The 21,353-nt window shown below is 65.0% G+C and carries 17 protein-coding genes; 15 read left to right on the plus strand and 2 right to left on the minus strand.

Going from position 1 to position 21,353, the window contains the following annotated elements; genetic code table 11:
* The first annotated feature begins 978 nt into the window (after positions 1 to 978).
* Positions 979 to 1,323, plus strand: coding sequence for a cupin domain-containing protein (locus PH586_RS14500; protein ID WP_271348471.1), 345 nt, complete (start codon positions 979 to 981; stop codon positions 1,321 to 1,323).
* 52 nt (positions 1,324 to 1,375) lie between these two features.
* Here PH586_RS14500 and PH586_RS14505 read toward each other — a convergent pair whose 3' ends face one another.
* Entirely contained in the window at positions 1,376 to 1,858 is a 483-nt protein-coding gene (locus PH586_RS14505; protein WP_271348472.1) for a hypothetical protein, read from the minus strand.
* 439 nt (positions 1,859 to 2,297) lie between these two features.
* Here PH586_RS14505 and PH586_RS14510 point away from each other — a divergent pair, with 439 nt between their 5' ends.
* From PH586_RS14510 to PH586_RS14545, 8 genes are all read left to right on the plus strand, one after another.
* Positions 2,298 to 4,289, plus strand: a complete 1,992-nt coding sequence (locus PH586_RS14510; RefSeq protein WP_271348473.1) for a multicopper oxidase family protein — start codon at positions 2,298 to 2,300, stop codon at positions 4,287 to 4,289.
* 354 nt (positions 4,290 to 4,643) lie between these two features.
* On the plus strand, positions 4,644 to 5,069 hold the full coding sequence (locus tag PH586_RS14515; RefSeq protein ID WP_271348602.1) for an HPF/RaiA family ribosome-associated protein: 426 nt from the start codon (positions 4,644 to 4,646) through the stop codon (positions 5,067 to 5,069).
* Between the two features lie 417 nt (positions 5,070 to 5,486).
* The gene (gnd, locus tag PH586_RS14520; protein WP_271348474.1) at positions 5,487 to 6,521 is read left to right on the plus strand and encodes a phosphogluconate dehydrogenase (NAD(+)-dependent, decarboxylating); all 1,035 of its coding nucleotides are present in this window, start codon (positions 5,487 to 5,489) and stop codon (positions 6,519 to 6,521) included.
* A gap of 1 nt (position 6,522) precedes the next feature.
* On the plus strand, positions 6,523 to 7,929 hold the full coding sequence (gene zwf / locus PH586_RS14525; RefSeq protein ID WP_271348475.1) for a glucose-6-phosphate dehydrogenase: 1,407 nt from the start codon (positions 6,523 to 6,525) through the stop codon (positions 7,927 to 7,929).
* A 3-nt stretch (positions 7,930 to 7,932) separates the two neighbouring features.
* Positions 7,933 to 9,765 (plus strand): glycoside hydrolase family 15 protein, encoded by a 1,833-nt coding sequence (locus PH586_RS14530; RefSeq protein ID WP_271348476.1) that lies wholly within the window; start codon positions 7,933 to 7,935, stop codon positions 9,763 to 9,765.
* A 298-nt stretch (positions 9,766 to 10,063) separates the two neighbouring features.
* Positions 10,064 to 11,557 (plus strand): flavin-containing monooxygenase, encoded by a 1,494-nt coding sequence (locus tag PH586_RS14535; RefSeq protein WP_271348477.1) that lies wholly within the window; start codon positions 10,064 to 10,066, stop codon positions 11,555 to 11,557.
* 159 nt (positions 11,558 to 11,716) lie between these two features.
* Positions 11,717 to 11,881, plus strand: a complete 165-nt coding sequence (locus PH586_RS14540; protein WP_271348478.1) for a hypothetical protein — start codon at positions 11,717 to 11,719, stop codon at positions 11,879 to 11,881.
* 585 nt (positions 11,882 to 12,466) lie between these two features.
* Entirely contained in the window at positions 12,467 to 13,015 is a 549-nt protein-coding gene (locus PH586_RS14545; RefSeq protein ID WP_271348479.1) for a CARDB domain-containing protein, read from the plus strand.
* Between the two features lie 221 nt (positions 13,016 to 13,236).
* On the opposite strand, the gene PH586_RS14550 is transcribed toward PH586_RS14545, so the two are convergent.
* Positions 13,237 to 14,136: a LysR family transcriptional regulator gene (locus PH586_RS14550; protein WP_271348480.1), complete on the minus strand. Its 900-nt coding sequence runs from the start codon at positions 14,134 to 14,136 to the stop codon at positions 13,237 to 13,239.
* A 240-nt stretch (positions 14,137 to 14,376) separates the two neighbouring features.
* On the opposite strand from PH586_RS14550, the gene PH586_RS14555 reads away from it, so the two are divergent.
* The 6 genes from PH586_RS14555 (at position 14,377) to PH586_RS14580 (ending at position 21,283) form a co-directional block, all read left to right on the plus strand.
* Positions 14,377 to 15,618, plus strand: a complete 1,242-nt coding sequence (locus PH586_RS14555; protein WP_271348481.1) for a 3-hydroxyacyl-CoA dehydrogenase — start codon at positions 14,377 to 14,379, stop codon at positions 15,616 to 15,618.
* Entirely contained in the window at positions 15,615 to 17,405 is a 1,791-nt protein-coding gene (locus PH586_RS14560) for an acyl-CoA dehydrogenase C-terminal domain-containing protein (RefSeq protein ID WP_271348482.1), read from the plus strand. Before PH586_RS14555 ends, PH586_RS14560 begins: the two co-directional genes overlap by 4 nt.
* A gap of 123 nt (positions 17,406 to 17,528) precedes the next feature.
* Positions 17,529 to 18,692 carry an iron-containing alcohol dehydrogenase gene (locus tag PH586_RS14565; protein WP_271348483.1) on the plus strand — a complete coding sequence of 388 codons (1,164 nt, stop codon included), beginning with the start codon at positions 17,529 to 17,531 and terminating at the stop codon, positions 18,690 to 18,692.
* A gap of 135 nt (positions 18,693 to 18,827) precedes the next feature.
* Positions 18,828 to 19,262, plus strand: coding sequence for an acyl-CoA thioesterase (locus PH586_RS14570; RefSeq protein ID WP_271348484.1), 435 nt, complete (start codon positions 18,828 to 18,830; stop codon positions 19,260 to 19,262).
* A 138-nt stretch (positions 19,263 to 19,400) separates the two neighbouring features.
* A complete protein-coding gene (locus PH586_RS14575; protein ID WP_271348485.1) occupies positions 19,401 to 20,468 on the plus strand; it encodes a DUF2157 domain-containing protein in 1,068 nt (355 codons plus the stop codon).
* Entirely contained in the window at positions 20,465 to 21,283 is an 819-nt protein-coding gene (locus PH586_RS14580; RefSeq protein WP_271348486.1) for a DUF4824 family protein, read from the plus strand. Before PH586_RS14575 ends, PH586_RS14580 begins: the two co-directional genes overlap by 4 nt.
* The last annotated feature ends 70 nt before the right edge of the window (positions 21,284 to 21,353 follow it).

Genomic DNA, 21,353 nt, shown 5'->3' on the forward strand with positions numbered 1-21,353 from the left:
TCGGGCCGCGTTCCGTTCGGCGCGAAGCCACAGCCCGCCGTAGGGTGTGTCGTACTGAAGTGTCCGACTAATTCCAGACTCACCTGAACGGGCTTGGGCGCCGCGGCAAATTTGTCAGCGCACAGGACGCATTCCTATGTCGATGCTGAATCGGCATAGGAATGCGTGAGGGGAGGGGGATCAGAACCGAGGCGGTGCTGATGAGGGGCAGCAGCGTCTCGGATTTCGATGGTTCACGCCCTATTAGGGCACTGGCTAGGTGTCGCTGGCCGCCTGGACTGATGCCAGGGTGCGGCGTTGGATCGCCATGCTCTGCAGCTGAACGGAGCTTCGTTAGCGCTATGGCTATCAATCCTGACCTATGGTCGGGTTATACCGTTCTACTGTTTCGCCTTGTACGATTTTCCCAAACGCGAGCTGCGGCTTTACGCGCTAAGCGCTAAGTTCGGTTGCTACCTGTAGTTGACCTGCACCCACGGTCTGTCATTCCGACTCCATGGTTATACGTGCATTCTGTGCTTTGGCACTGCGGCCAGCGTGCAGAATCACGCGGGTGCTGATTGGGGGACAAGTGATGCTGGGTGTCGTCATTCGCTTAAGTCCTCCTTGTTGCTGTCCTGAGTCATAAGGTAGCCCGATTTATCGCCAGAGGTTTAGTACAAGTGGCGATAAAACCTGATGCTTCAGGAATTAACGCGCATAAATCCCCGGCACAGCGCCATATTCCCTGGGCTGGGCCGGTTTTCCCTGTCGGCAATCCTGCCTGTGCCCGGTCATGGAGCGGCTGTATGCCTCAAGAGGCTCACAAGGCAGCAGGCCTTTAGTGGGACCGGAATGGCGCGATGCGCAGTGGTCGAACCGCCACAGGCGCAAACGGCGCGTTTCCAGACATTTCGGGGTCGACTTCAGACATCCGTGCAGGCGCCAGACCCTCTAGGTTAGGCGGGTGTTATATCAGCCGAAAAACTTGGAGTAGACATGTCCAGCCCGATCACCGTTCTCCGCGATACCACCCCCATGCCGATGCTCGACGCCTGCAAATGGGAAAAGCTTGCTGGCGACCCGCACACCGTCAACCTCAACGCCTACACCTCGGAAGACGGCAGCAAGATCATGGGCACCTGGATCTGCACCCCCGGCAAATGGCGGGTCGCTTACGATAAGTGGGAGTACTGCCACTTCCAGGAAGGCTACTGCATCATCACCCCGGACGGTCAGGCGCCGATCCACCTCAAGGCCGGTGATATCTTCATCGTCGAGCCGGGCATGAAGGGCACCTGGGAAGTGGTCGAGACGGTGCGCAAGTACTTCGTCTTCGCCTGACATCCGCAGTCGCGCCGCCAGGCGCAGAGGCAGGGTGGCGTTCAACCGCCACCTACGGAGCTTCTGGCGCGCTCGCTTCCTCATCCGTCAAGCGTTGCAGGTAGTGGGCGAAGTCCGGATCTTCCCCGCGCAGTAACTGTGGCAGCCGTTCGCGGAAGTCCTCGCGTCGGCTCCATTCGCGCATGTAGTCCTCCCAGGAATGCCAGCGCCGCTGTTTCTTCGCGTCCATGTTGGGCTCGTAGATCAGCAGATAGGCACGCTCGAACAGGGAAATGAGCATGTCGAAGATCAGCAACATGCGTTCGCGCTGTTCGTCGGTCAAATCCGGGGTGGCAGGCTGGCTGCGCAGCTTCAGGTCCGGGTTGGCCAGTACCACTTCGAGGAAGTCGATATAGGCATCGGAGATCTGCTGCCAGGTGGCTTCCCGTTCATTCGCGCGCTCCTTGCGCTGTTCGACGAGGAACACGCCAATCGCAAAGGGCAAGGCTACCACCGTGACGATGTAGGACAGCAGTTCCCAGGTTTCGAGTGTCATATCTCCCTCGTTGGCTAAAGGCCGGTAGAACAAGCAAAGCCCATTTTTTGCCGCGCACTGGCGCCAAACGCTCCCCGCGCCCTTGGCAGCATATGACCAGTGGCAAAACGGTGGCCCGCACGCTGGCTATGCTCAGGTAGCGGGCCGAATGGGCCGCACCAGTGCTGTCTTCGCCCACGCAGCAGTATTTCTCGAACAGCATCGCGTTTATACAGGCAGTCTTCAGGTCAAACGGTGAGACAAGGAAGACAGGGGAAGTTGGGTTACGACGTGTCGTGTGCAACCTGAAAGTGGATGCCTTCGGCAAATTGATGGACGGTCCCAGGCGGCAGTTCAGATGATTTGACGACTAGGGGTTCGCATTATGTTCACGCGGCGTACATTCTTGAAATATACCGGCGGCACCTTTCTCACACTGTATGCAATTGACCGGTACGGGGTGCCCATCGCACTCGCACAGATTCCCGGTGGCTCACTCGATCCAGATGAGATTGCCAAGTTTCAGACCCCCTTGCTGATTCCTCCGGTCATGCCGAGAGCGGCAAAGATCAATAAGGTGGCTGGCAAGCAGGTCGACTACTACGAGATATCGGTCAAGCAGTTTGCCCAGCAGATTCTCCCGGATGGCCTGCCGGCCACCATCGTTTGGGGTTATGGCGCGCTGTCGGCCAAGGGCAATCGAGGCGTGTTGTTGCATAACGCCCCCGCGCTGACCATCGAGGCCAAATGGAACACCCCGGTCCAGGTCAAGTGGATCAACGAACTCACGGACGATGTCGGCAACTACCTGCCGCACCTGCTGCCGGTGGACCCGACCCTGCACTGGGCCAACCCACCCGGCGGTATCGCCGGGCGCGACATGCGACCGGACTTCAACAGCACACCGCCGCCCTACACCGGGCCGGTACCCATGGTCACCCACGTGCACGGTGCCGTTGGCGTCGGCGACGAGAGCGACGGCTATGCCGAGGCCTGGTACCTGCCCGCCGCCAGCAATATCCCACAGGATTTTGCCCATGAAGGCACCTGGTACGGGTTCTTCGCCAGCAAGGCCGAGGCCAGCTTCGGTGAGACCTGGGGACCAGGCTTTGCCACCTTCCAGTATCCCAACCTCAATCGCGCCTCGACCCTCTGGTACCACGACCACACCCTCGGCATGACCCGTCTCAATGTCTACGCCGGCCCGGCTGGTTTCTACCTGGTGCGTGGTGGTCCGGATGGCGACACCGCGGTGAGCGACACCCGCTCCGGCATGCCGGCGCAGCTGCCAAGTCCGGCGCCGCGGGAGAACGACAAATTCCCGCCGAACAAGACCTACTACGAGATTCCCATCGCTATCCAGGATCGTTCGTTCAACGTCGATGGCTCGCTGTTCTACCCCGACTCACGCGATTTCTTCGACGACATTACCGGCCCCTTCATTCCCGACACCGACATCGCGCCGGCCTGGAACCCCGAGTTCTTCGGCAACACACTGATGGTTAACGGCAAGACCTGGCCGTTCCAGACCGTCGAGCAGGTGCGCTACCGTCTGCGCCTGCTCAACGGCTGCCAGTCGCGCTTCCTGATCCTCGACTTCGGCAATATCCCCGGCGTGGAGGTCTGGCAGATCGGTAACGAAGGCGGCTTTCTGGCTGCGCCGGTCAACCTCAGCGCCGATCACGGCAACCGCCTGCTGATGGGGCTGGCCGAACGGGCCGACCTGATTGTCGATTTCAGCAACGTGCCAGTGGGCAATTACGTGCTGGGCAATGTAGGCCCGGACGAACCCTTCGGCGGCGGCGAGCCGGGTCTCGATTTCGAAATAGCCGACCCGGCGACCACCGGCCAGGTCCTGGAGTTTCGCGTGGTGCCGGCCGTGGCCGTTGATCCGAGTACACCGCCGCAGTTTCTGCAGTTGCCGGCGATCACGCCGCTGCCGGCGGCAAGCGTCACCCGTCGCCTGGTCCTGATCGAGGAGGTGTCAGACTTCTTCGCCGATGCCCCGGCCGAAGCATTGCTGGGCACCCTGGCCGGCGACCCCGCCGAGGAGCCGGCACAGTGGAGCAAGCGCCTGTGGGTAGAACCGGTGACCGAGAACCCGGCGGTGGGTGCGACCGAGGTCTGGGAACTGTACAACGCCACCGCCGACGCCCACCCGGTCCACATCCATGAGGTGGTGTTCGAGGTCATCGACCGGCAGGATATCTTCGTCAACGAGGATGAACGGCAGGTGCAACTAGTCCCCGCCAGCGCGCCCATTCCAGCCGAGCCCTGGGAGAGCGGTTTCAAGGATACCGTCATCGCCTACCCCGGTCAGGTCACGCGCCTACGCGCACAATTCAACTCGCCCGGCCAGTTCGTCTGGCACTGCCACATCCTCGAGCACGAGGACAACGAGATGATGCGGCCAGTGCGCATCGGCCCCCTGCAGCCGGGGCAACCGGACTAGTCGCGCGAGCTGACTGTGAGGGCGTCGGCCTGCGCGCGGCGCCCTCCGAGCCCATGTCCAGCGGCTGATCCGGGTGTCGGGGGTGCTCGCGTCCGCGTCATTCCAGGCAGCATTTACCCCCTTGCGCCAACGATAAGGGTTGCCTTCCTCGTCGGGCATTGTCATAACTGTCACGTGGCCATGTGTGGGCGCCTACTCAGCGCTCCCATGCAGGCTCAACGCACTACAGGGTTGCGCGTACGCAGCTGCAGCGTCGCAGATTGTGGTCTTTGTCAGCGCCGCAACGACAAAGTCCGGAACCTAGACGGTATGCCTGCCCTCGAAGGTACAGACCCGTCAGAAGCGAGGAATACCATGCAAATTCATGTGAGAAGCAACCATATCGAAGGAAGTGTCCGGCTTCAGGAGTGGGTAAGCGCGACAGTGTCCGAGCGGCTGGACCGTTTCGAAGATTTTCTCACCCGGGTTGAAGTTCATCTCAGCGACGAGAATGGCAACAAGGCCGGCGCCGACGACAAGCGCTGCCAGATCGAAGCACGGCCCAAAGGCCATCAATCCATTTCAGTCACCCACAAAGCCTCCTCGCTCGATCAGGCCGTGGACGGCGCCACCGAAAAAATGCGCCATGCCCTCGAGCACATGGTCGGCAAGCTTGTGGTCAGGGCCGTATCCACCGGGCATATCGATGACCCGCGCCTGAGCGAAGATCCCGAACAAGTCACCGAGGCCCTGCTGCAGGAAGAATTCCTGGCCAAAGAAGAAGCCCTGAGCCGCGCTTGAGGCGTTCACATTCGTTGATTCCTGAATGATTGCAATAAGGGGCTGCCATGCGTACATGGCAGCCCCTTTAAGGTTGCGCAATCCGCCACGCCGGCACCTAACCACTCCCTGTGCAGGCACGGCGCCGCTGTCGGTTTGCTGCGCAATAAGCCCCTCGTCATCCGTTTGTCCGCTATCCGCGGCTTAGTCGCTCGACCACGCGTCGGCGCAATCCCGGGTCCTCGCGTGCAGGGCTCCCGGCCTTTGACTAGCAGCGCACAAAGTGCCGATCGCCCCCGGTCCCATGCACAGGCCCGAGTGGTCGGTGCACTGGCAGGCCGCCGCGACAATCAAGCGCTAAACTAATTCTGACGCGCCGCGCCGGAGCATGCCCGCGGTCGCGCGGATGCGCCCCACTCACTCAAGAGGAGCGTAAAGATGCAGATCGGCATGATCGGCCTCGGCCGCATGGGCGCCAGCATGGTCACCCGCCTGCTGCGCGGCGGCCATGACTGCGTGGTCCATGACCAGGCGCCCGAAGGCATCGCGCGCCTGGTCGCGCTTGGCGCCACGGGCGCCGCAACGTTGCCGCAGTTCGTCGAGACGTTGAAGGCACCGCGTGCGGTCTGGCTGATGGTGCCGGCCGCGGCCGTAGATGCCCTGCTCGAACAACTGACCCCCCTGCTGAACGCCGGCGACATCGTCATCGACGGCGGCAACTCGCACTATCACGACGACCTGCGCCGCACCGCGGACCTGGCGGCAGCGAATATCGCCCACGTGGACGTCGGCACCAGCGGAGGCGTGGCCGGCCTGGACCGCGGCTACTGCCTGATGATCGGCGGCGGCAGTGAGTCGGTGCAGCATCTCGCGCCGGTGTTCGCCACCCTGGCCCCGGGGGCCGGCACGGTGGCGGCGACCCCTGGCCGCCGCGCGGGCACCGGCACGGCCGATCAGGGCTGGCTGCATTGCGGGCCGCACGGTGCCGGCCACTTCGTCAAGATGGTGCACAACGGCATCGAGTACGGGCTGATGGCCGCCTATGCCGAGGGTCTGAACATCCTGCATCACGCGAATATCGGCCTGCGCCAGCACGCCGTCGATGCCGAGACGACGCCGTTGCGCGAACCCGCGCATTACCAGTACGAGCTGAACCTGCCCGACATTGCCGAGGTCTGGCGCCGCGGCAGCGTGATCGGCTCTTGGCTGCTGGATCTGACGGCCGCAGCGCTGGCGGGCGACCCCACGCTGGCCGGCTATGAAGGCCGGATCTCGGACTCCGGCGAAGGCCGCTGGACGGTGCAGGCAGCCATCGACGAGGCGGTGCCCGCCCCGGTGCTGAGCGCGGCGCTGTATGCCCGCTTCGGTTCGCGCGGCGATGCCGACTTTGCCAACCGCGTGCAATCGGCCATGCGCCATGAGTTCGGCGGCCACCTCGAGAAGCCGGCCGCCGGCGGGCCAAGCGGGACCTGACATGAACCCAGCCACCAGCTCTCCCCCGACCCAGTCCGCCGATGCCCTGGTGCTGTTCGGCGCCAGCGGCGACCTGGCACACAAGAAGATCTTTCCGGCGCTCTACGCGATGGCCCGCAGTGGTGTGCTGAAGGTGCCGGTGATCGGCGTCGCCTCATCGAAGTGGAGCGTCGAGCAATTTCGCGCGCGCGCCCGGGACAGCGTCGAGCAAGGTGGCGGCGAGGTCAGCCCGCGTGCACTCAACCACCTCCTGTCGACGCTGCAGTACGTCAGTGGCGACTACCAGGATGGGTCCACCTTCGCAGCCTTGAGAGAGGCGCTGCAGGGGGCGCAGCGGCCGACGTTCTACCTGGCGATACCGCCGGCGCTGTTCCCCACGGTGATTCGCAGCCTCAAGGCCGCGGGCCTGGCCGAAGGTGGGCGAGTCATCATCGAAAAGCCATTCGGCCATGATCTGGCCTCGGCCCGCGAACTCAACCGGGTTGCACTGGATGCCTTCCCCGATGACGCGACCTTCCGTATCGATCACTTCCTGGGTAAGGAAGCGATCATGAACATCCTGTATTTCCGCTTCGCCAATACCTTTCTCGAGCCGATCTGGAACCGCAACCACATCGCCAGCGTGCAGATCACCCTGGCCGAGCAGTTCGGCGTCGAGGGCCGCGGGGCCTTCTACGAGAGCGCCGGCTGCCTGCGCGACGTGATGCAGAATCATCTGTTCCAGATCGTCGCGCTGCTGGCGATGGAGCCGCCGGCCAGCCGCCACTTCGAGGCCGTGCACCGCCACAAGGCCGATGTCTTTGCCGCCATGCGGCCGTTAGGCGCCGACGACATCCTGCGCGGGCAATACCAGGGCTACCGCGACGAGCCGCAGGTCGCCAACGACTCCGATGTCGAAACCTTCTGCGCTCTGCGCGTGCATGTCGATTCCTGGCGCTGGGGCGGCGTGCCCTGGTACCTGCGCTCGGGCAAGTGCCTGCCGCTCACCGCCTGCGAGGTGGTGGTGCGCCTGAAGCCGCCACCACAGAATCTGTTCGGCGACGCGGTCAAGGCCGACGCAGTCAACACCCTGCGCTTTCATCTGTCACCGCACTCGACGATTGCACTCGCCGCCCGCGTCAAGCGGGCCGGCAAGGAGTTCGTCGGTGACCAGCGCGAGTTCTTGCTGCTCGAAGAGGAGCCCGGCGAGCAGTCCCCCTACGAGCGCCTGCTGACCGACGCGATGGCCGGTGACGGCGCGCTGTTCGCCCATGAGGACGCCATCGAATCGGCATGGGCCGTGGTGGAACCGGTGCTGGCCAAACATCCCCCGGTCATTGCCTACGCGCCGGGCTCGTGGGGGCCGCCTGCCGCCAACCATTTCATCGCCGCCGATGGTGGCTGGCACAATCCCGAAGTGGCGGGCTGAACCATGCCTTTGCCCATCGAAGACTACGCCATGATCGGCGACGGCCGGACCGCCGCGCTGGTGGGCCGTGATGGTTCGATCGATTGGCTGTGCCTGCCCCGCTTCGACTCGGGCGCGTGTTTTGCCGCTCTGCTGGGCAGCCCTGACAATGGGCGCTGGATCATCTCGCCCAGCGCCGAGATTACGGCGGTGCGGCGCCGCTATCGGCAAGGCACCCTGATCCTGGAAACCGACTTCGAGACGGCGTCGGGAGCCGTGCGCGTGATCGACTGCATGCCGCTGTCCAATGAGCGTTGGGACGTGCTGCGCATCGTCGAAGGCCTGCGCGGGCGCGTTAGCATGCACATGGAACTGGTCATCCGCTTCGACTACGGCTCCATCGTGCCGTGGGTGCGCCGCAGCGATGACACCCTGTTGGCGGTCGCCGGGCCGGATTCGCTCGAATTGCACACACCGGTCCCCACGCGCGGCGTGCGGATGACCACGCAGGCCGACTTCGAAGTCGGCAGCGGGGAGCGGTTGCCCTTCGTGCTCAACTTCCGGCCGTCGCACTGGCCGGCGCAGCCAGCCATCGACGCTGAGCAGGTACTGGCGCAGACCGAGCGTCACTGGCTGGCGTGGTCACAGCGCTGCAGCTTCGAGGGTCGCTGGCAGGAGCCGGTGCAGCGCTCCTTGCTGACGCTGAAGGCGCTCATCTACCAGCCCACCGGCGGCATAGTCGCGGCGCCTACCACCTCACTGCCTGAGCAGCCGGGTGGCGCGCGCAACTGGGACTACCGGTACTGCTGGCTGCGCGACGCCACGCTCACCCTGAACGCCCTGCTGCTCACCGGCTACACGAAGGAGGCGCTGGCCTGGCAGGACTGGCTGCTGCGCGCGGTGGCCGGCAGCCCGGAGGACATGCAGATCCTCTACAGCGTGACCGGCGCGCGGCGGCTCGAGGAGACCGAGCTCGCGTGGTTGCCCGGGTATCTGCAGGCCGCCCCGGTGCGGATCGGCAACGCGGCGGCCGAACAGTTCCAGCTCGACGTCTATGGCGAAGTGATGGACACCCTGCACCTGGCGCGCGCGGCAGGGCATGAGCCGCAGCCACATTCCTGGCAGATTCAATGCGCCTTGTTGAGCTTCCTCGCTAGCCATTGGCAGGAGCCTGACGAAGGCATCTGGGAAGTGCGCGGGCCGCGCCGCCACTTCACCCACTCCAAAGTGATGGCCTGGGTCGCCTTCGATCGCGGGGTCAAGGCCGTGGAACGGTATGGCCTGGAAGGGCCCGTCGATGAATGGCGGCGCACCCGCGACAAGATCCACAGCCAAGTCTGCGATGCCGGGTTTGATCCGGTGCGCAACAGCTTCGTCCAGTATTACGGCAGCCAAGCACTCGACGCCAGCCTGCTGCTGATCCCCTTGGTGGGCTTTCTGCCGCCCGACGATCGCCGAGTACTGGACACGATTGCCGCGATCGAGCGCGAGCTGGTCGTCGACGGCCTGGTCCAGCGCTACCCGGCGGACAGCGAGGCGGAGGTCGACGGCCTGTCGCCGGGCGAAAGTGCCTTCCTGCCCTGCAGCTTCTGGCTTGCGGACTGCCTGGCGGTGACCGGCCGGCGCGCCGAGGCCGAGGCGCTGTTCGAGCGCCTGCTGGCCTTGCGCAACGACGTCGGCCTGCTGTCCGAGGAGATCGACCCGCGCAGCGGGCACATGCAGGGCAATTTCCCGCAGGCGCTCAGCCACATGGCGCTGGTCAATACCGCACGGCTGCTTTCCTTGGCGCCGCGCCAGCTCGATGAATCGAGCAAGCAGGGCGAACGCCCTGCCGCCGCGAAAATCATGCCGCCGTAGCGGGTCCGACCCGACACCCTGAATTGCCAACCTTCCGCTTCCGCGTGAGCGCGAGCTGGCCGTCATCCATCGCTGGCTGCATCGTGACCTAAGCAGAAACTAATCGTCTGCCGGGTAATATTCGCAAGCCTGGCCAGTTGAGTACGTGGGTCAATGAGCATTGAAGCCCCAAGGCCTGATCGGCCTGGCACTGGGCGAGCCATTCGGCAGGCTGACGGCCAGCGTCTACCCTGTAGCGGGTGAACCCGCCTGGCCGCTGTCGTCGACCGGGCCAGGCAATACGACAGCGAGGCAGGCCATGGCTGTGGAACACCTGGACGTCCTGATCATCGGTGCCGGCCTGTCCGGCATCGGCGCGGCCTATCACCTGATGCGCCAGTGCCCGGGCAAGCGCTTCGCGATCCTCGAGGGTCGCGAAGCGCTTGGCGGCACCTGGGATCTGTTCCGCTACCCGGGCATTCGTTCCGACTCGGACATGTACACCCTGGGCTACAACTTCAAGCCCTGGGCCGATCCGCAGGCGATTGCCGACGGCCCGTCGATCCGCCGTTATATCGAGGAGACCGCGCGGGAGCACGGCATCGACGCCAGAATCCGCTACCGGCACCGGGTGCTCAAGGCCGACTGGTGCAGCGAGGCGGCGCGCTGGACCTTGCAGGTGCAGTGCGGCGAGGCGGCCGAGCCGAGCCTGCTGAGCTGCCAGCAGTTGCTGATGTGCACCGGCTACTACCGCTACGAGGCCGGCTATACCCCGGCGTACCGGGGCCGCGAGCTGTTCCGCGGCGTATTCATCCACCCGCAGTTGTGGCCGCAGGACTTCGACTACAGCGGCAAGAACGTGGTGGTGATCGGCAGCGGCGCCACCGCCATGACCTTGGTGCCGGCGCTGACCGACAAGGCCCGGCACGTGACCATGCTGCAGCGCTCGCCGAGCTACGTGGTCAGCCTGCCGCAGCGCGATGGACTGGCCCGCCTGCTGCGCCGCTGGCTGCCGCCGGCCCTGGTCTATCGCCTGCTGCGCACGCGCAACGTGGCCATGCAGCTGGCTTTCTACACGCTGGCCAGGGGCTTGCCGACCCTGACGCGCAAGCTGCTGCTCGCTCAGGCCCGGCGCCAGCTTGGCGCGGATTTCGACATGCGCCACTTCAGTCCGCGCTACCGGCCGTGGGATCAGCGCCTGTGCGTGGTGCCGGATGGCGATCTGTTCAAGGCGCTGCGGGCGGGCAAGGCCTCGCTGGTGACCGAGCAGATCGACAGCTTGACCGAAACCGGGATCCGCCTGAAAACCGGTCAGCTGCTGCCGGCCGACGTGATCGTCAGCGCCACCGGCCTGGACCTGCTGCTGTTCGGTGGTATCGAGGTGGCGGTGGACGGCCAGCCGTTCGACGCGGCCACCAGCATGGGCTATCGCGGCAGCATGCTGCGCGACCTGCCCAATGCCGCGGTGGTGCTCGGCTACAGCAACGCCAGCTGGACGCTCAAGGCGGACCTGTCCAGCCAGTACTTCTGTCGCCTGATCAAGCACATGGACGCCATCGGCATGCGCCAGTGCACCCCGCGCGACCCGGCACGTCGGGTCGGGGAAGCGCCGTTTCTCGACCTGACCTCCGGCTACATCCAGCGCGCCGCCGAGAGGATTCCCAAGCAGGGCGATCGCGTGCCCTGGAAGCTCTACCAGAATTACCTGCTCGATCTGGTGCTGCTGCGCTACGGCAAGCTGGAGGACGGCTACCTTGAATTCAGCTCGCCGCCACCCGACGAGGATGCCGAGGCGGTCGGCTCGGCCGTATGAGGCTCGGCCCCGCCGCGACGCTACCAGCGGCAGCGAAAAATCTTCGCCCACTGCTTTCCCAGTGGCACATTGCCATGTACTATTTGTGACGCGCTTCACGGATGACCACAAGCGCAGCCCATTGCGAATGGCATTGGTCACTGGACGAAAGGACTCGCCATGAATACTCAGAAAGAGCAACGGTACCTCCCCGCGCTGCGTGCGCACATTGATCAAATGCTCAACAACGGCTGGAAAATCATCAGCCGCAGCCCCCTCAAGTTGAGCAGTGGCCGCAGAACCTGCCTGGTCATGCACGGCATGTTGATCGGCGAAGTCGACTAGTAATTCCATTGCAGGTAGCTAGCTGCGAATAGCGTGGACGACTGCTCGCCCTCGGCCTCACGCAGCAGGCGCTGCAGCTAGGCGCAACCATCTGGATCCTCACCACACAGTCGTTGCGGCAGCTGTTCGCGGACGTCCTCGTGCGGGCTCCGCTTGAGCATCCAGTACTCCGAGAACCTCCAGCGCCGGCGTTTCTCCTGATCCTTGTCGAACCCCAGCAGCTAGGCGCACCCGAGCAGCCAATGAGCCTGTCGACGCTCGCCAGCATGCGCCTGCGCTCAGGTCGGGGCGCGGGTGACTGCGTAGCTTGAGGTCCGGGTTGGCCTGCACCACCCCGAAGCAGTCATCTCGATCCCGTACGTAAGGCTCACTCATGCACAGGCCATTTTGCCTGACCTGCCCGCACTCCGAGCGGTCAGTCAAGGCTATGGCGTTTTTGCGTTTGGTGGTGAGGGATATCGCGGCGCAACAGCGCAGCCTGCGCCAGAGTGGTATCGGCAATTCGTCTATTTATAAATTTTTTGAACCGCTTTCGAGGCGCGTGCGACTTAGACAGGAATCACAATCAAAATTGAGGAATATGTAATGAACAAATCTACTGTTGCTTGCCTGCTGACCAACGTCGTTCTTTCTGTCCTTGCGGCAAATGTGATGGCGGCTAATCCCAACGGGCCCATCCCGAAATGTCCCTTGGGGCAGATCCCGGTACTGGAGCAGGGCCATTACCAGTGTCAACAGCCTTCCATCAAGGCTAAGGACTCGTCAGCTCGGAATGCAAGCGCCAAAACGCCAGTACTTACCCCCGCTAAAGTCGTGCTGCCCGACTACGCAATCCTGGGGGCCAAGCGGGTTTACGGAAAGACCAATACCTTTGCGGTTACAGTGAGGAACAATGGCACGGCCACATCTCCCGCCAATCAAATTTTCGGCGCGCATTATCTGGCGGACAATTCATCCTGGGGCGCGGATGCAATTATTCCGTCCTTGAATCCCGGTCAAACCAAGGTCATCAATATAACCATCCCGCCAGAGAACTATACCCGCGGTGACCGTATCAAGTTCACGGCGGATAACTTCAAGCAGGTTGTGGAGAGCAACGAAAACAATAATTCGTATGCGATGAACTACAACTGATTGCGCTGTAGTTCAACCGTCCCCGGATGTCATTCGATGTCCGGGGTTTCTTTGCGTTTATGCTCCCGGCGAATGTGCGCTTCTTGCACTCTCCGACCCACAACGATCCCGCTCGTGAACGGCGGGCGCATCCGCCTGAGGATAGTGGCAGCGGTGTGTCGGCTCAACTCGACCCCTGGCGCTTGTATGCATGCGCTCCACGAGCCTCCGCCATGGCGCCATCAGCCCTGGCCGCAGGCAATTATCTGCTCGATCAGCCACTGCAAGGCCGCGTCGCGTTGGCGCTGCGCCAGGCAGACGACTTCCAGGTGGAAGGGGCCGAGGGGGAAGGGCAGGTCGAACAGTTGCAGCGGCAAGAGCGCGGCGAAGTGGCGGGCCAGTTGCCTGGGCAGCACGGCCGCCAGTTCGCTGCTGGCGACGATATGCGCGGCCTGCAGGTAGTTCGGCGTGGTGTAGAGAATCTCGCGACTGAGGCCCTGTTCGCCCAGCCACTGGTCGACCATGCCGCGGGTCTGACCGCCGTGAACCCACAGGTGGCGCAACTTGAGAAATGTCTGCAGATCCAGCGCCCCCGCCGCCTGCGGGTGGTCGCGACGTAGTGCCAGTTGCAGGGTTTCGCTCATCCAGTGGCGACGGGCGAAGCGCGCGGGCGTCTCCTCGAAGCGGCCCAGCACCAGATCCAGTTCACCCTTGTCCAGGGCTTCGGCAGGCAGGCTCGGGCTGAGGTGGCGGATGTCGAGGCGAATCCCCGGCGCCTGCCGGCTGAGCCGCTCGACCAGGCGCGGCATGCAGATCAGCTCGACGTAGTCGGTCACCGCGATATTGAAGCGCTGCCGGCTGCTCGCCGGATCGAAGGCCTCGCCGGCCATCAGGCTCTGCTCGATCTGCTGCAGGGCGGCGCGAATCGGCGCTTCCAGGGCCAGCGCCCGCGGCGTCGGTTGCATGCTGCGGCCGACGCGCACCAGCAGCGGGTCGTCGAGCAATTCGCGCAGACGGTTGAGTGCATTGCTCACCGCCGGCTGGCTGAGTGACAAACGCTCGGCGGCGCGCGAAACATGCTGCTCGCGCATCAATGCCTCGAATACGCGCAGCAGGTTCAGGTCGAAGGTTGAGATATTCATCTACTGAATACGACTTATCACAAGACTAAATTTCAAAAATAGTAGCGCCTTGTTTATGGTGATGGTCGATTTTTCTTCGCCTGAATGTGCCCGTGCTGAATGGCGCTGGCGCACGCACTGCTTCTCGTCGGAGCGGGGGGACGCCTAGTCCCATGCCCTGCGAATCGCGGCCATGGCCCGCTCCTACAGGGATAGCATCCAGGCGTCATGCACTTTCATTCTCCCGCCAGAGGAACCCCGATGAGCCACTCCGTTGTCACTGTTCAGCAAGCCGCCGTGATCGGCGCCGGCACCATGGGTCGCGGCATCGTCATGAGCCTGGCCAACGCCGGCATTGCCGTGCTCTGGCTGGACAACAACCCGCAGATGCTCGAACAGGCGCTGCAGGTGGTGGCCGCGACCAATGCGCACAATGTCACGCTCGGCCGGATCAGCGCCGAACAGTCGGCCGCGCGCCTGGCCTGCGTCACCCCGGTGAGCGACTACGCGGCCCTGGCCGGGGTCGATCTGGTGATCGAGGCGGTGTACGAGAACCTCGAGCTCAAGCAGCAGATCTTCCGCAGCCTGGATGCCGTCATGCAGCCAGCGGCGATCCTGGCCAGCAACACCTCGGCGCTGGATATCGACGCCATCGCCGCCGTCACCGCGCGCCCGCAGCAGGTGCTGGGCCTGCACTTCTTCAGCCCGGCGCACATCATGAAGCTGCTGGAAATCGTCCGCGCCGGCAAGACTGCGCCGGCGGTGCTGGGCGCCGCCCTGGAGCTGGGCCGGCGCATCGGCAAGGTGGCGGTGGTGGCCGGCAACTGCCACGGCTTCATCGGCAACCGCATGCTCGCCAGCTACGTGCGCGAGGCGCGCCTGCTGCTGCTCGAAGGCGCCTACCCGCACCAGGTCGACGCCGCGCTGCAGGGCTTCGGCTTCGCCATGGGCCCGTTCCGCATGTACGACGTGGTCGGCATCGACCTGGAGTGGCGCGCCCGCGAACTGGCCGGCAAGGGTCAGAACGAGCCGACGGTGCAAGTGGACAACCGCCTGTGCGGCCTTGGCCGCTTCGGCCAGAAGGCGCGCCTGGGGTATTACCGCTACGCCGAGGGCAGCCGCCAGGCCGAGCATGATCCCGAGGTGGACGCCCTGGTGTTGCAGGTCTCCGAGCAGCTGGGCTTCGCCCGCCGCGCCATCGATCCGGCGGAAATCCTCGAGCGCTGCCTGCTGGCGCTGGTCAACGAAGGCGCGAAAATCCTCGAAGAGCAGATCGCCAGCAACAGCCACGACATCGATCTGGTCTACCTCAACGGTTACGGCTTCCCGGCGGAGAAGGGCGGGCCGATGGCCTGGGCCGATGCGCAGGGCCTGGCGGACATTCTGGCGCGGCTCAAGGCCTTGCAGGCGCAGTTCGGCGAGCATTGGCAACCGGCCCGGCTGATCGAAACCCTGGCCGCCATCGGCCAGCCGTTCGCCTCCGTGCAGGAGAGCCGGGTATGAATTACCAGGCGCCGCTGCGCGATATGCGCTTCGTTCTCCATGAGCTGTTCGATATCGGCAACCACTGCGCGCTGCTCGGCAATGGTCTGGACCGCGAGCTGATCGACGGCGTGCTGGAGGAGGGCGCGCGCTACGCCGCGGGCGTGCTGGCGCCGCTCAATCGCCAGAGTGACGAGCAGGGTTGCCAGCTGGACGCCGGGCAGGTGAGCACCCCCGAGGGCTTCGCCGAGGCGTACCAGCAGTACGTCGACAACGGCTGGGCGAGCATGACCGGGCCGAGCGAGTTCGGCGGCCAGGGCTTGCCGCAGATGCTGGCGTGCAACTTCCACGAGATGCTGATGAGCGCCAGCTTGTCGTTCCGCGTGTATTCGGGGCTGACCGAAGGCGCGGTGCTGGCGCTGCACCGGCACGGCAGCGAGACGCTCAAGCGCGACTACCTGGCCAAGCTGGTCAGCGGCCAGTGGGCCGGTACCATGTGCCTCACCGAGCCGCAAGCCGGTACCGACCTGGCGCTGCTGCGCACCAAGGCCGAGGCGCAGGCGGATGGCAGTTACAAGGTCAGCGGCAGCAAGATCTTCATCAGCGGCGGCGAGCAGGACCTGTCGGAAAACATCGTCCACCTGGTGCTGGCGCGTCTGCCCGATGCGCCGGCCGGGGTGAAGGGCATCAGCCTGCTGCTGGTGCCGAAATTCATCGCCAGCCCGGATGGCGGCCTGGGCGCGCGCAATGCCCTGAGTTGCGGCGCCCTCGAACACAAGATGGGCATCAAGGGCGCGGCCACCTGCGTGATGAACTTCGATGGCGCGACCGGCTGGCTGATCGGCGCGGCCAACCAGGGCCTGGCCTGCATGTTCACCATGATGAACGATGCGCGTTTTCAGGTCGGCTTGCAGGGCCTGGGTATCGCCGAGGCGGCGTTCCAGGGCGCCCTGGGCTATGCCCGCGAGCGTCTGCAGTCGCGGGCGCTGGGCGGCGCGGTCGCGCCGGGCAAGGCCGCCGACCCGATCATCAGTCATCCCGATGTGCGGCGCATGCTGCTGACCCAGAAGACCCTGGTCGAAGGCAGTCGCATGCTCGCCGTCTACTGCGCGCGCCAGCTCGACCTCGAACACGCCCACCCGGACCTGGCCGCGCGCCAGGCCGCCGGCAAGCGCGCGGCGCTGCTGATCCCGCTGGTCAAGGCCTTCTGCACCGACATGGGCCAGGAAGTCGCCAGCCTCGGCGTGCAGGTGTATGGCGGTCACGGTTATATCCGCGAGTGGGGCATGGAGCAGTTGATGCGCGACAGCCGCATCACCCAGCTGTACGAAGGCACCAACGGCATCCAGGCGCTGGACTACATCCGCCGCAAGGTGCTCGGCGATGGCGGCAGCGAACTGTCGCAACTGCAGGCCGAGTTCAGCCAGTTATGCGACGAGCAGATGAGCCGTCCGACCCTGGCCGAGCTGGCCCATGCGCTGCAGGCGCGCATCGGCGAATGGCGCGAACTGAGCAGTGCGGTGATCGCCGCCAGCCAGCGCGATGTGCAGGAGATCGGCGCCACCTCGGTGGACTTCCTCCAGTACTCGGCCTATGTGTTGTTGGCCGGTCTCTGGCTGCAGGCCGCCGCCCGGGCGCAGGATGTGCTGGACGAGGGGCTGGCCGGGCCGGCCTTCTACCAGGCCAAACTGCACAGCGCGACCTTTTACTTCAAGCGCGTGCTGCCCCGCGCCAGCGGCCACCGCGAGGCGCTGCTCGGTGGCGCAGCCTGCCTGATGGCCATGCCAGAGGACAGCTTCGCCTTCTAACAACCCCGTAGGGTGGAAAACCGCGAAGCGTTTTCCACCAGCGGCCGAAATGGTCGGAGGCAGCGGTGGACAAGCTACGTGTTGTCCAGCGCTATCTCCGGGCTACATCAAGAGGTCTTGCCCATGCAGCCATTCAGCTTCGCCAGCACCGCGCAGATCATCTGCGAAAGCGGTTCCGCCCGTCGGCTGGCGGCCCTGTGCGTCGAGCGCGGAGCCCGCTCGGTGTTTATCGTCACCGACCCGGGGATCACCCAGCTCGGTCTGCTCGCCGAGGTGTTGCCCGGTTTCCTGCTGGAAGGGCTGACCGCCCAGGTGTTCGATCAGGTGGTGGCCGATCCGCCGGCGGCCATCGTGCAGAGTGCGGTGGCCCAGGCCAGGGCGCTCAAGGCCGAGCTGATCATCGGCTTCGGCGGCGGCAGTTCGATGGACGTGGCCAAGCTGGTCGCGCTGCTCGCCCACCCCGACTGCAGCCAGGAACTGGCCGATATCTACGGCGTCGGCAATGCCAGAGGCCGGCGGCTGCCGTTGATCCAGGTGCCGACCACTGCCGGCACCGGCTCGGAAGTGACCCCGGTGGCGATCGTCACCACCGGCGCCACGACCAAGCTGGGCGTGGTCTCGCCGCTGCTGCTGCCGGACCTGGCGCTGCTCGACGCCGACCTGACCCTGGGCCTGCCGCCGGCGGTAACTGCCGCCACCGGCATCGACGCCATGGTGCATGCCATCGAGGCTTACACCAGCGCGCTGAAGAAGAACCCGCTGTCCGACCTGCTGGCGCGCGAGGCGTTGCGTCTGCTCGCCGCCAATCTGGACGAGGCGGTGCACAACGGCGGCAACCGCGAGGCGCGCCAGGCCATGCTGCTCGGCGCCTGCCTGGCCGGCCAGGCGTTCGCCAACGCGCCGGTGGCGGCGGTGCATGCGCTGGCCTATCCGCTCGGTGGCCACTTCCACATCCCCCACGGCCTAAGCAATGCCCTGGTGCTGCCGCACGTACTCGGTTTCAATGCCTCGCTGGCCGCGCCGCTGTATGCCGAGCTGGCGCCGCTGGTGCTGGGCGCCAAGTTGCGCCCCGGCAGCGCCATGCAGCAGACCGAGCAGTTCATCCTCGAGCTGGCCGATTACAGCGAACGCAGCGGCCTGCCCACGCGTCTGCGCGACGCCGGGGTGCCGCAGCAGATGCTCGCGCAACTGGCGGCCGACGCCATGCTGCAACAGCGCCTGCTGATCAATAACCCGCGCGAGATGACCGAGGCACACGCCCTGGCGATCTACCAGTCGGCCTATTGAGGCGCGGCGAAGCTCTTTCGCGGCCAAGGCGGATCGCCGACCGCCGCTTCGCAGGTACGCCGAGGCTTGTGGGGGAGGGGCCTTGACCGCGAAGCTTTTGCACACTGACCCGGACACGACCAACAAGGATTACCCATGCCGCAACCCCAGCACCTGCGCCGCGACTACCCGCACTTCCAGCCGATCAGCACACGCTGGCACGACAACGACATCTACGGCCATGTGAATAACGTCACCTACTACAGCTACTTCGACAGCGCGGTGAACGCCTACCTGATCGAGGTCGGTGGCCTGGATATCCACGACGGCGAGGTGGTCGGTTTCGTCGTCAGTTCCAGCTGCGACTACTTCGCCTCCATCGCCTTCCCCGAACGCATCGAGATCGGCCTGCGGGTCGCCAAGCTGGGCAACAGCTCGGTGCAGTACGAGCTGGCGGTATTCAAGCAGGACGAGGAACAGGCCTGCGCCGCCGGGCGCTTCGTCCATGTCTTCGTCGAGCGGCAGAGCAACCGGCCGCTGCCGATTCCCGAGCGCCTGCGCGCGGCGCTGGCGGCCTTGCAGGTGCAATAGCTGTTCGCGGGCCTGGGACTGGGCGTCGCCCCGCTGCCACGACAGCGGTTGCCGGTATGCTGCACCCTGCCGCGGAATCATGGTGAATTTGCCGCCGGCGCACTAGGCTGTCGGCAGTCGTCTTGTGAAAGAGTGCCCATGCCCAATCCAACCCGAGAGCAGGCGCAGCAGCGCGCCGAGCGGATTCATGCCTTCGAGCAGGAACTGGCGCAGTTGCAGAGCGAGCGGGTGGTCAGCCTGACGCCGCAACAGCAGGTGGCGATCAGTCTCTATCACCGGCGCCTGCTCGGCCATTTCGCCACGACGCTGGACATCGACGCCGACCAGCGCTCGCGGCAGTTGTCGCTGGGCATGCGCCTCGCCTCGCTGTTCGGCTCCCTGGCGCTGGCGACGGCCGTGTTCTTGCTGTTCCATCAGTTCTGGGGGCTGTTCAACGAGGCGGCGCAGGTGGCGATCCTGCTCGGCAGCGCACTCGGCAGCCTGCTGCTGACCTTCTGGATTCAGGCGCGCGACCGTTCCGGTTACTACGCCCAGCTGGCCGCGCTGCTGTGTTTCGTCTGCTTCGTGCTCAACCTGAGCATGCTCGGGCAGATCTTCAACATCATCCCATCGGACCAGGCCTTGCTGCCCTGGGGCGCGCTGGCCTTGCTGCTCGCTTACCAGTGCCGGCAGCGCCTGCTGCTGGCGATTGGCATCCTCTGCCTGGGGCTGTTGGTCGCCATTCGCTGCAACGCCTGGGGTGGCTTCTACTGGCTTTCGGTGGGCCAGCGGCCGGAGAATTTCCTGCCGGTGGCGCTGCTGCTGTTGGCCATTCCGCAGCTGTTCGAGCAGTCGCGCTACAGCGGCTTCGCCAGCCTCTATCGCGGCATGGCGCTGCTGTTTCTGTTCGTACCGCTGCTGCTGTTGTCCTACTGGGGGGCCGGTAGCTACCTGCCCTGGTCGAGCGCGGCGGTCGAGTCGGTTTACCAGCTGTTCAGCTTCCCCCTCGCCGGGCTGGTGATCTGGCAGGGGATTCGCCGCGGCTGGACGGAGCTGGTCAATATCGGCCTGCTGTTCGCGGTGATCTTCCTCTACGCCAAGCTGTTCGACTGGTGGTGGCAGCTGCTGCCCAAATACCTGTTCTTCCTGCTGCTGGGCCTGCTTTCGCTGTTGCTCCTGGCCCTGCTGCAACGCTGGCGCAGAAGCGCCCAGGACGGTGCGCAATGACCCCCTGGAGCACGCGCCGGCGCCTGTGGCTGGGCCTTGGCCTGATTCTGCTGAGCAACGCCCTGGCCCTGGCCGGGGTCTACTACAACCGCAGCGGTGAGCCCGAGAGCCGCCTGACCCTGAGCGAGCGCGAACTGCAGTGGCCCTATGGCGACTGGTTCCAGCGCGAGGACAACAGCGGCCTGCGCTTGCAGCTGAGGTGGCGCCGCGCCGACGCGTACGGCTCGCTCGACTGGCTGAGTGCAGACAAACTGCAGGCCCTAGGCTTCCAACTGCCTGACTTCAGCCGGGGCGACTGGCAACGGCGCCTCAACCGGCAGTTGGCACGGCCGGTGGTGCTGGTGCTGGAACTCGCCGGTCCGGCGTACCAGCGCCAGGTGCAGCAGGCGCGCCAGGCGCTGGCCGAGGCCGAGGAGCGGGTGCGCAGCCGGCCGGATGATCAGGAACTGCAACGCCAGCGCGACGGCCGCCGCGAGCAACTAAGCCAGGAAGAACAGCGTGACAGCCGCCTGTTCCTGATCGATGCCGGCCTCGATGCTCAGGCGCTGCGCCAGACCTACCCGGATCGCCAGCGCTACCTGTTGCTCGGCGGACGCCTGAAGCCCCATGCCGGCAGTGGCAAGGCGCAACCGGGCGGATTTTCCGCAGCCATCTACCCCGATCAGTTGCGGATCAGCGTGCCGCATGGCCTGCGTGAGGTGTTCAGCGACTGGCCGCAGGGTGGCGCCTATCGCGCGGAGCTGCCGCCGCTGCAGGTCCAGCTGGCATTCGGCCGCCGGTATGAACCGTGGATACTCGAGGCCAGCCGTCGCTAGGCACTGGCCAGCGGTTTTGTCACGAGGCTCCGGCATCAAGCCGCTTTTGCCGGGATCGCGCGAAGACGCT

It is taken from the genome of Pseudomonas aestuarii (assembly GCF_027988105.1).
GTDB lineage: Bacteria > Pseudomonadota > Gammaproteobacteria > Pseudomonadales > Pseudomonadaceae > Aquipseudomonas > Aquipseudomonas aestuarii.

What these genes read in the sequence shown, in the direction of transcription:
- PH586_RS14505 (WP_271348472.1), bottom strand. Translation starts at nt 1,858, where the DNA reads ATGACACTCGAAACCTGGGAACTGCTGTCCTACATCGTCACGGTGGTA.
- PH586_RS14555 (WP_271348481.1), top strand. Translation starts at nt 14,377, where the DNA reads ATGAGCCACTCCGTTGTCACTGTTCAGCAAGCCGCCGTGATCGGCGCC.
- zwf (WP_271348475.1), top strand. Translation starts at nt 6,523, where the DNA reads ATGAACCCAGCCACCAGCTCTCCCCCGACCCAGTCCGCCGATGCCCTG.
- gnd (WP_271348474.1), top strand. Translation starts at nt 5,487, where the DNA reads ATGCAGATCGGCATGATCGGCCTCGGCCGCATGGGCGCCAGCATGGTC.
- PH586_RS14550 (WP_271348480.1), bottom strand. Translation starts at nt 14,136, where the DNA reads ATGAATATCTCAACCTTCGACCTGAACCTGCTGCGCGTATTCGAGGCA.
- PH586_RS14570 (WP_271348484.1), top strand. Translation starts at nt 18,828, where the DNA reads ATGCCGCAACCCCAGCACCTGCGCCGCGACTACCCGCACTTCCAGCCG.
- PH586_RS14535 (WP_271348477.1), top strand. Translation starts at nt 10,064, where the DNA reads ATGGCTGTGGAACACCTGGACGTCCTGATCATCGGTGCCGGCCTGTCC.
- PH586_RS14545 (WP_271348479.1), top strand. Translation starts at nt 12,467, where the DNA reads ATGAACAAATCTACTGTTGCTTGCCTGCTGACCAACGTCGTTCTTTCT.
- PH586_RS14560 (WP_271348482.1), top strand. Translation starts at nt 15,615, where the DNA reads ATGAATTACCAGGCGCCGCTGCGCGATATGCGCTTCGTTCTCCATGAG.
- PH586_RS14565 (WP_271348483.1), top strand. Translation starts at nt 17,529, where the DNA reads ATGCAGCCATTCAGCTTCGCCAGCACCGCGCAGATCATCTGCGAAAGC.
- PH586_RS14540 (WP_271348478.1), top strand. Translation starts at nt 11,717, where the DNA reads ATGAATACTCAGAAAGAGCAACGGTACCTCCCCGCGCTGCGTGCGCAC.
- PH586_RS14500 (WP_271348471.1), top strand. Translation starts at nt 979, where the DNA reads ATGTCCAGCCCGATCACCGTTCTCCGCGATACCACCCCCATGCCGATG.
- PH586_RS14530 (WP_271348476.1), top strand. Translation starts at nt 7,933, where the DNA reads ATGCCTTTGCCCATCGAAGACTACGCCATGATCGGCGACGGCCGGACC.
- PH586_RS14580 (WP_271348486.1), top strand. Translation starts at nt 20,465, where the DNA reads ATGACCCCCTGGAGCACGCGCCGGCGCCTGTGGCTGGGCCTTGGCCTG.
- PH586_RS14515 (WP_271348602.1), top strand. Translation starts at nt 4,644, where the DNA reads ATGCAAATTCATGTGAGAAGCAACCATATCGAAGGAAGTGTCCGGCTT.
- PH586_RS14575 (WP_271348485.1), top strand. Translation starts at nt 19,401, where the DNA reads ATGCCCAATCCAACCCGAGAGCAGGCGCAGCAGCGCGCCGAGCGGATT.